7 protein-coding genes and 1 pseudogene are annotated in these 8,769 nt (G+C 58.1%); 3 read left to right on the top strand and 5 right to left on the bottom strand.

From position 1 onward, the window contains the following. Positions 1–168 precede the first annotated feature (168 nt). Positions 169–1,308, bottom strand: coding sequence for a succinyl-diaminopimelate desuccinylase (gene dapE / locus ACN08V_RS10305; protein WP_419105483.1), 1,140 nt, complete (start codon positions 1,306–1,308; stop codon positions 169–171). 77 nt (positions 1,309–1,385) lie between these two features. Between dapE and dapD the strand changes: the two genes are divergently transcribed. The 3 genes from dapD (at position 1,386) to ACN08V_RS10320 (ending at position 4,790) form a co-directional block, all read left to right on the top strand. Next, positions 1,386–2,342 carry a 2,3,4,5-tetrahydropyridine-2,6-dicarboxylate N-succinyltransferase gene (dapD, locus tag ACN08V_RS10310; protein ID WP_419099416.1) on the top strand — a complete coding sequence of 319 codons (957 nt, stop codon included), beginning with the start codon at positions 1,386–1,388 and terminating at the stop codon, positions 2,340–2,342. Positions 2,343–2,491: 149 nt separating this feature from the next. Then, on the top strand, positions 2,492–3,505 hold the full coding sequence (gene galE / locus ACN08V_RS10315; RefSeq protein WP_419105484.1) for a UDP-glucose 4-epimerase GalE: 1,014 nt from the start codon (positions 2,492–2,494) through the stop codon (positions 3,503–3,505). A 190-nt stretch (positions 3,506–3,695) separates the two neighbouring features. Then, a complete protein-coding gene (locus ACN08V_RS10320) occupies positions 3,696–4,790 on the top strand; it encodes an NUDIX hydrolase (protein WP_419105485.1) in 1,095 nt (364 codons plus the stop codon). An 82-nt stretch (positions 4,791–4,872) separates the two neighbouring features. On the opposite strand, the gene ACN08V_RS10325 is transcribed toward ACN08V_RS10320, so the two are convergent. The 4 genes and pseudogenes from ACN08V_RS10325 to ACN08V_RS10340 form a co-directional block, all read right to left on the bottom strand. Then, the gene (locus ACN08V_RS10325) at positions 4,873–6,153 is read right to left on the bottom strand and encodes a citrate synthase (protein WP_419105486.1); all 1,281 of its coding nucleotides are present in this window, start codon (positions 6,151–6,153) and stop codon (positions 4,873–4,875) included. A gap of 233 nt (positions 6,154–6,386) precedes the next feature. Beyond that, positions 6,387–7,517, bottom strand: a complete 1,131-nt coding sequence (dapC, locus tag ACN08V_RS10330) for a succinyldiaminopimelate transaminase (protein ID WP_419105487.1) — start codon at positions 7,515–7,517, stop codon at positions 6,387–6,389. Positions 7,518–7,899: 382 nt separating this feature from the next. Then, positions 7,900–8,223 (bottom strand): ferredoxin, encoded by a 324-nt coding sequence (gene fdxA / locus ACN08V_RS10335; RefSeq protein ID WP_419099411.1) that lies wholly within the window; start codon positions 8,221–8,223, stop codon positions 7,900–7,902. Between the two features lie 121 nt (positions 8,224–8,344). Next, positions 8,345–8,769: pseudogene (locus tag ACN08V_RS10340) on the bottom strand (hypothetical protein); the annotation flags it as partial.

An 8,769-nucleotide genomic window follows, 5' to 3' on the forward strand; every position in this document is an offset into this window, starting at 1 on the left:
ACCACAACCCCCAGGGCTTGTTCGCCGGTCGCCCGAGGGGAATGGAGGGGGCGGCTCCCACGAATCCCCCCGGGGGTAGCCCCCGCCTCTTTCTGTGAGATCTGCTCTGGTGCAGGTATCACACTGTCGGGTGCTTAGTAGGGTATCTGCCCACCCATGAGGTGCGGGCTAGGCGCTCAGCCACTTCTGCAGGGCCAAGTAGCAGGCTCTTACCTCTGATGCTTTGACGTGCTCGTTATCGGTGTGGGCCAGTAGGGCGTCGCCGGGGCCGAAGTTGACTGCTGGGATTCCGATGTCGCTAAAGCGGGCTACATCGGTCCAGCCATACTTGGGCTTGGGCTCCTGCCCAACGGACTCAATGAGTGAGCGTGACATGGGGGCGTCCAAGCCCGGGCGGGCCGCCGATGACAGATCAACAAAGTCTAGTTGGTAGCCCTCAAAAACCTGGTGCAGGTGGGCAACAGCTTCATCTAGGGTCTTGTTGGGGGCAAAGCGGTAGTTGATATGGACACCTGCTTGATCTGGGATAACGTTGCCTGCCACGCCACCTGAGATCTGAACGGCATTCAGGCCCTCTCGGTAGGCTAGGCCTTCAACTTCGTAGGTGGCAGGTTGGTAGGCGGCAAGACGGCCCAGCACATCAGCCATCTTATGGATAGCGTTCACGCCCTTCCAGGAGCGGCCTGAGTGGGCGGCTAACCCTGCGGTGCGGATCCAGAAGCGAATGGTGCCGTTACAGCCGCCTTCGATGGTTCCGTCGGTGGGTTCCAGCAGCACCGCAAAAGCGGCATCGGTGAGAAGTTGACGGTGGTTTCGCATGAGCCGGGCCAGGCCAGATAGTTCAGAGGCGACTTCTTCGTGGTCGTAGAAGACATAGGTGATGTCGTAGCGGGGGTTCTCTAGGCTGGCGGCTAGCGCTAGCTGGACAGCTACCCCGCCTTTCATATCCACCGCCCCGCGACCGTAGAGCAGGCGCTCGCCGTCTTCCTTGACCCAAGTGGCGGGGACGGTACCGGCTGAACCCTCAGTGGCTGGCAGGGGTACGGTGTCCAGGTGCCCGGCTAGGACGATTCGTTCGGCCCGCCCCAGGTTGGTGCGGGCTATGATGGCATCACCATCGCGGGTGGCTTCTAGTCCCTCACAGGTTTTCAGGGCGGCTTCGACTGTATCTGCCAGTCGCGTTTCGCTGCCCGATACCGAGAAAATGTTGAGTAGGTCGGCGGTGAGATCTTCAACTGGCTGGGTGAGGTCAAGGGTCGCGGGGCCAAAGTGGGCAAAAGATTCGGCGGTGTCAGTGTGGGTGCTCATGCCCTCTACATTACAAGCAGTCCCAGCATCTAAGCACAAATTACGTGGGGCACCTGCCCTTTTCGTACACTAGAGGTATGACTGAAAATAACACCCGCGTAGCATCAGGCCTGGGCCTGGCTACAGTTGTAGCCTCCGGCGAAAATGAAGGCACTGTCCTCGATGTCTGGTACCCCGCTCCCAGCTTGACCGAAACCCCTGACCAGAGCTTTGCTGCTGAGCTAGAAGCCCTGGTTGAGGCCGATGAGGACCGTAACGTCGTCCGTGAACTGGTCAACGTCACAATCAACCTGGACGAGGCTCCTGCCAACGCAGCCGACGCCTACCTACGCCTGCACTTGCTCTCGCACACTCTAGTAGCGCCCAACACCATCAATCTTGAAGGGCTGTTTGGCAAGCTCGCTAACGTTGCTTGGACTAATTTTGGTCCTGTCCTGGCCAGCGAGTTCACTGTGGCTTCTTTGAAGCTCCGCCGCCGTGGCGCCCTGGTTGTTACTCACCTTGATAAGTTCCCCCGCATGATTGACTATGTTGTTCCTGCCGGTGTTCGCATTGGTGACGCTGACCGAGTCCGTCTGGGCGCTCACCTGGCTCCCGGTACCACCGTCATGCACGAGGGCTTTGTGAACTTCAATGCCGGTACCCTGGGTGAGTCTATGGTTGAAGGCCGCATCTCGCAGGGCGTTGTCATTGGCAACGGCACCGACATCGGTGGTGGCGCGTCAACCATGGGCACTCTGTCCGGTGGCGGTACCCAGCGTGTTGCTATCGGCGAGCGCTCCTTGCTCGGCGCTGAGGCCGGTATCGGTATCGCCCTGGGCGATGACTGTGTGGTTGAGGCTGGCCTGTATATAACTGCAGGTTCCCGCGTAACCGTACTCAATCCCGGTGATGAGCCACGGGTTGTTAAGGCCTTGGAACTCTCCGGTGCCAATAGCCTGCTCTTCCGCCGTAACTCGGTGTCCGGTGCTATTGAGGTTCTGCCCCGCGCTGGCAAGACCGTTGAGCTGAACTCTGAGCTGCACGCCAACTAATTAAAGGCAAGTGACCTGATCTGTTGCCCTCCCTGGAGCTACCTGCCCTGGGGAGGGCAGTTTTCTGTCTAACCAGGAGAAATAGGGGGCTGGAAGCTGGATAGCAGGTATGCTGGAAATTGAACTCAATCCATCTTTTAGGGGAAAATGTGAAAATTCTAGTTACCGGCGGTGCAGGCTACATCGGTTCGCACACCGTCCTTGAGCTTCTGGAAGCCGGCCACGAGGTCACCGTCATGGACAACCTCTCCAACTCGTCCATGGAATCGCTGGCTCGCGTTGAAGAGCTGACCGGCAAAACCGTTGAGTTCCGCAAGGTTGACCTGCTTGACCTGCCCGAGATGAAGCAGCTTTTCAACCTGGTTAAGCCCGATGCTGTCATCCACTTTGCAGGTCTCAAGGCTGTTGGCGAATCCGCCGAGAAGCCCCTCTGGTACTACCAGACCAACGTTGCAGGTACCCTCAACCTGCTCTACGCTATGGAGGAGGCCGGGTGTCACTCCATCGTCTTCTCTTCCTCCGCCACCGTGTACGGTGAGCCTGAGTCCATGCCGCTGACCGAGAAAATCAATATGGATGCCCAGTCCTGCTACGGCCGGACCAAGGAGCACATCGAGGACATGCTGGTTGACCTGGCGGCTTCTGACCCTAAATGGAACATCGCCTTGCTCCGCTACTTTAACCCCGTTGGTGCCCATGAGTCAGGCCGTATCGGTGAGGACCCCGCTGGTATTCCCAATAATCTTGTACCGTTTATTGCTCAGGTTGCTGTGGGTCGCCGCGAGTACCTGAATGTCTTTGGTAATGACTACCCCACCGTCGATGGCACTGGCGTACGCGACTACATTCACGTGGTCGATCTGGCCGATGGTCATCTGAAGGCGCTGGACTACATCACAAGTCACGGTGGCCTGCACACCTGGAACCTGGGTACTGGAAACGGCTACTCGGTACTTGAGGTTCTGCACGCTTTTGAGAAGGCCGCTGGGAAGGAACTGCCCTACAAGATTGTGGACCGTCGCCCTGGCGATGTCGCGGTATCTTATGCTGACCCGTCCGCCGCCCTGGCTGACCTGGGCTGGAGCGCTACCCGCGACATTGAGACCATGGTGCGCGATCACTGGAACTGGCAGAAGAACAACCCGAATGGATACGAAGCGTAGCGAGTATCTTTCGTGAAGAAATTGCCAACGATTTGGCAATTTTAGAAAGCGCGCATCGCGCGGGACAGAAACGTAGCCAGTATTCCGTGAGCTGGTGAGATCCTAGCTCATGGTGCGTAAACCTTAGAAGGCCCCTTTCTACTGTGCAGAGAGGGGCTTCTTCCTTAGGTTCCTGAGAGAAAAAGAGACGATGGCAGCCGATGACTTTGAACTGATTGACCATACCCAGCGCCTTAAGTTCCGCTATCGGGTAGGTGCCCTTCTGGTCCGTGACGGTAAGTTGCTCATGACTTCATCACCCGGTGCGGGTTACTACTGGACGCTCGGTGGCGGTGTGGGTATCGGGGAGCTGGCGCAAGATAGCGTCCGTAGAGAGGTTGCCGAGGAAACCGGGCTAAAGGTTACTGGTGCTGAGTTACTTGGTGCGGTGGAAAATATCTTTGAGGGCGTTGACCCCTCGGTTGCCGGTTACCTGGTTCATGAGGTTTCCCTTTACTTCCGGGTGGAGGTTGCCGAAGATATTGATACGTCCCAGCGCATCGAAATTGGTTCGCTCACCGGCGAGGGCGAGCAGGAGTATCTGGACTGGGTTCCTCTTGATTCTCTGGTTAACTTTGATGGCAAGTATCTTTTCCCCTCAGCTCTGGCCGAGGTGTTTGGCCCTAAGCTCATGACAGGAGATACAACTTTTGAGCACGCTATCCAGGTGGAGGCTCCTGAACAGCTCCGGGCTCTGGGTAAGGGCCACGATGCCGGGTGTATTGATAGGGCTGGTAAGCTGTGGTCGGGGTTCCGGGCGGTTGCACTCGTCGTTTGCCGGGGGCACCTGCTACTGGCGACCCATGATAGGAGCGACTATTATTACACGGTCGGTGGCGGTATTCGTGTGGGCGAGCCTAGTGCCCAGGCGGTAGTGCGTGAGGTAGCCGAAGAGGCAGGCTTACAGGCACAGGAGGTGAGGCTCTGCGCGCTGCTTGAAAACTTTGATCTACCAGGCCATCAGAAGAGACCGGGCTACTGCTCACATGAGCTGGCCCTCTACTACCGGGTCGATGTGGCGGAGAACCTCGATATTACTCAGCCTATCGACGTGGGAGAGAAAACCCTCTCGGGTAACCATGAATATCTTGAGTGGGTTCCCCTCGACTCTTTAGGCAAGTACAAAGGCAAGAAAATCTTCCCCGAGATCCTGGCACAGGATCTCCCCCGCCATCTTGCTGGTTGGCCTCAAGAGGTTATCCACCTGGTAGCGGGCCAGCGCCCCCTAACCGCCCTGGAGCAATAACGGTAACTGGCATAAAGAAGGCCGCCCCGCTCCCCTAGCTTAGGGGCGCGGGGCGGCTTGCTACCAGCTACACACCGGTAGCTTAACGCTGCGGGTAATGGCGCTCGTTTTCACCGGTGTAGACCTGGCGGGGGCGACCAATCTTACGGTCGGGGTCCTGCACACCTTCGGTCCACTGAGCAATCCAGCCAGGTAGGCGGCCCAGGGCAAAGAGGACGGTGAACATGTGCTCGGGGAAGCCCATAGCCTTGTAAATCAGGCCGGTGTAGAAGTCTACGTTGGGGTAGAGCTTACGTTCGATGAAGTAGTCATCGTTCAGAGCCTTCTCTTCCAGTCGCATAGCGATTTCAAAGAGCTCAGAGTTACCGCCGATGCTTTCAAGGATCTCGTCTGCGGTCTTCTTAACGATTCGGGCACGCGGGTCGTAGTTCTTGTAGACGCGGTGGCCAAAGCCCATCAGGCGGACGCCGTCTTCCTTGTTCTTGACTTTCTCCATGAAGTCTTCGGGGCTGATGCCCTCCTTCTGGATCTGGGTCAGCATCTTGAGCACAGCCTCGTTAGCACCGCCATGAAGCGGTCCGTAGAGGGCGTTGATACCGGCAGAGACGGAGGCGAACATGTTTGCGTTGGCTGAGCCGACCAGGCGTACGGTAGAGGTAGAGCAGTTCTGCTCGTGGTCAGCGTGCAAGAGCAGCAGCAGGTCAAGTGCCTTGGCATGCAGGGGGTTAATCTCGTAGTCTTCGGTGGGGAAGCCGAAACACATACGCAAGAAGTTCTCGGTGTAGTTAAGGTCGTTCTTGGGGTAGATCAGAGGCTCGCCCTTGGACTTCTTGTAAGCGTAGGCTGCCAGAGTCGGTACCTTGGAGAGCAGACGGAAGGTTGAAATCTCTACCTGGCGGGGATCGAAGGGATCCAGTGAGTCCCCGTAGAAAGTGGACATAGCCGAGACGCTAGAAGCCAGCACAGCCATGGGGTGAGCGTCGCGGGGGAAGCCATTGAAGAAGAACTTAAAATCCTCATGCACCATGGTGTGACGGCGTACCATCAGGTCAAATTCTTCGAGCCTCTCAGGGGTGGGTAGCTCACCAAAAATCAGGAGGTAGGCCACCTCAAGGAAGCTGGAATTTTCTGCCAGTTCTTCTATGGGGTAACCGCGGTAGCGCAAAATGCCGGCATCACCATCGATGTAGGTGATAGCTGACTTGGCGCTGGCGGTGTTCATGAAGCCGGGATCGTAGGCTACCTGGCCTGTCTCTTTGAGCAAGCCTGCAACTTCAAAGGCACCATTGCCTTCGGTTGCTTCTACTGCGGGCAGGGGCAGGTCTTTGCCCTCATAGCTCAGCAGTGCTTTGTTCTCAGTCATTAGTTTTCCTCCTGATTATCCGAGGCCCTGGACCGTGGTGGGACAGCCATTACCTCAAATCTGTGCCTTCCAGCTCGGAGCGCGGCCCCAGTAATCCGAGACCGCGCCCTGAGCATCAGCACCTAGTGTTATGGTCTACATTACATCAGAATGATGGGCGGGTCACATTGGCCCCTGCTAGGTGAGATAGATTACACTACTGGCGCTGACTACTCATGGGGAACTGGCTAGAGCTATTCAGCCAGACGGCCTGCGGCACGAGTAATGTCATCGTCTGAGCCGGTCAGTGCCACACGAACATAGCCTTGACCTGCCTCTCCATAGAAAATCCCAGGACCAACCAAGATGCCGCGTTCAGCAAAGCGCTGGACCGTGGCCCAGGTATCTTGACCGGCAGTAGCCCACAGGTAGAGCCCTGCCTGGGAGTTTTCAACACGCAGGCCGAACTTTTCGAGGGCGGGAAGTAGAATTTCGCGGCGGGCACGGTAGCGGTTCTTCTGAGCCTCAACATGGGAGTCATCGGCTAGGGCGGCGGTCATGGCGACTTGGACGGGGGCGGGCACAATCATGCCGGCGTGCTTGCGGGAGTTGACCAGGTTAGCCATAATGTCGGGGTCACCGGCGATGAAGGCTCCCCGGTAGCCGGCAAAGTTGGACTGTTTAGACAGGGAGTAAGCGGCCAGCACCAGTTCCTGGCTTTGGCCGCAGACGCGCGGGTCCAGGATTGAGGGTATGGGCTCACCACCCTGGGCGGTATCCCAGTGGCCCCAGCCTAGCTCGGCGTAACACTCGTCAGAGGCTACAAGGGCGCCCAGGGCACGGGCGTCGTCCACGATTTTTTTCAGTTGGGCGGTATCGCGGACGATTCCTGTGGGGTTAGCCGGTGAGTTGACCCAAATCAGGCGAACCTTGGCGCGGGTGGCCTCGTCCAGCTCCTCAAGTGAATCTGCCGCTACGGGGGTAGCTCCTGCCAGTTGGGCTCCGATGTCGTAGGTGGGGTAGGCGACGGTAGGGCGCACAACGATGTCACCCTCCCCCAGCCCCAGCAAAAAGGGTAGCCAGGCCACGAGTTCTTTGGAGCCGATGGTGGGCATGACCTGGTCGGTGGTGAGGCCGGGGACGCCCCGGCGGCGGTCGAACCAGTCAACGATTGCCTGGCGCAGGCTGAGGGTTCCGTGGGTTGTGGGGTAACCGTGGGCATCAGTGGCCTGAGCAAGGGCTAGACGAATGACATCCGGGGTGGGATCGACAGGGGTTCCGATGGAGAGGTTGATAAGCCCGTCGGGGTGCTGCTCCGCGGTGGCACGGTAGGGTGCCATGGTGTCCCAGGGGTAGTCGGGTAGGTCTAGTCCGAAGGTGCGCATGGTCTTCTTTCTTGCGTTGCGGTTGGTTCTGGTCTCTTCACCCTATTCTAGGGGCTTGTGGGCGGATCCCAGGGCTCGGGTGGCTTCATCCTTGGGTTGGGGCAGGTGTGACAAAGCTCCGCAGACCCTGGCGGGTGGCCGGTCTGCGGAGCTTTATCAGCTTGAGGTATGTGTTTTCCAGGGTTTATGGCTTACACGGCAGGATCATGGCTTACCCGATGGCGCGGGGCTGGCGTGAATTGCCCTTGTGAGCGGAGCGCACCGGGCAAGAGGGTCAGCCGAGCAGGCGTTAGCTTGCGGTGCTGAAAGCCTACGGTGCTGAAAGCCTACGGTGCTGAAAACCTTAGCTTAGTGCAGAAGTGCACGAATCGAGCGCGAAGCCTTAGCCCTGGTTCTGAGGTGGCAGCGCCGCGATGAAGGGTACATCCTTGTCGATTTTGCCCAGGCGGGCAGCTCCACCGGGTGAGCCGAGATCGTCGAAGAAGTCGGCATTGGCAGCGGTGTAGTCTTCCCATTCTTCGGGAACGTCGTCTTCATAGTAGATGGCTTCTACGGGGCAGACGGGTTCGCAGGCGCCGCAGTCTACGCATTCGTCGGGGTGGATGTAGAGGGAGCGTTCGCCTTCGTAGATGCAGTCAACGGGGCATTCTTCGACGCAGGCGCGGTCTTTTACGTCGACGCAGGGCTGGGCAATAATGTAGGTCATTGTTACCTTTCAGGTGGGGGCGTTCCGTTGCGCGGTTGGGTGTTTTTAGCTGTGCTCTAGTGTATCGGTTTCACTGAGTGGGGGCAGATTTTTGTGACCGATGATATAGCTTAGGGTTTGTTTATTTATTCTTCTGGCGGTAGCGGCTTGCGCTGATGATGCTAAGAGCTGTGACCGCTAGAATCCCGAAGGCCCAGAGGGTACCAACGATTCCGGGTGGGTTGATGGGGTTAATGTAGACCAACAGAGAGTTGCCTTTGGCGAAGGCGAAGGTGCCGGTGAGGAGGAAGGCTACTGCCCCTACGAGTGTGGCGGCCCAGTTTTTTTCGGTGTGGATTGCGGCCCAGGTGGCGGCGAAGTAGACGGTGAGCAGTGCCAGGGCTAGGCCCCAGGGGAGCCAGAGACCTTTGGAGATGTACCAGATCTGGGTGTGGTACATGGTTCCGGCAAAGCCTGAGATAAGGCCGAGTGCGCTTGCGGTGATAATTGAGTTGATGGGGCCGGGGGCTTCTGTGATTTCGTCGGTGGCGCTGGCTGGGGGGGGGG

Origin of the sequence: Rothia sp. P5766, from assembly GCF_048513555.1 — a bacterium.
Lineage (GTDB): Bacteria > Actinomycetota > Actinomycetes > Actinomycetales > Micrococcaceae > Rothia.

What these genes read in the sequence shown, in the direction of transcription:
- dapE (WP_419105483.1), bottom strand. Translation starts at nt 1,308, where the DNA reads ATGAGCACCCACACTGACACCGCCGAATCTTTTGCCCACTTTGGCCCC.
- dapD (WP_419099416.1), top strand. Translation starts at nt 1,386, where the DNA reads ATGACTGAAAATAACACCCGCGTAGCATCAGGCCTGGGCCTGGCTACA.
- ACN08V_RS10320 (WP_419105485.1), top strand. Translation starts at nt 3,696, where the DNA reads ATGGCAGCCGATGACTTTGAACTGATTGACCATACCCAGCGCCTTAAG.
- ACN08V_RS10325 (WP_419105486.1), bottom strand. Translation starts at nt 6,153, where the DNA reads ATGACTGAGAACAAAGCACTGCTGAGCTATGAGGGCAAAGACCTGCCC.
- dapC (WP_419105487.1), bottom strand. Translation starts at nt 7,517, where the DNA reads ATGCGCACCTTCGGACTAGACCTACCCGACTACCCCTGGGACACCATG.
- fdxA (WP_419099411.1), bottom strand. Translation starts at nt 8,223, where the DNA reads ATGACCTACATTATTGCCCAGCCCTGCGTCGACGTAAAAGACCGCGCC.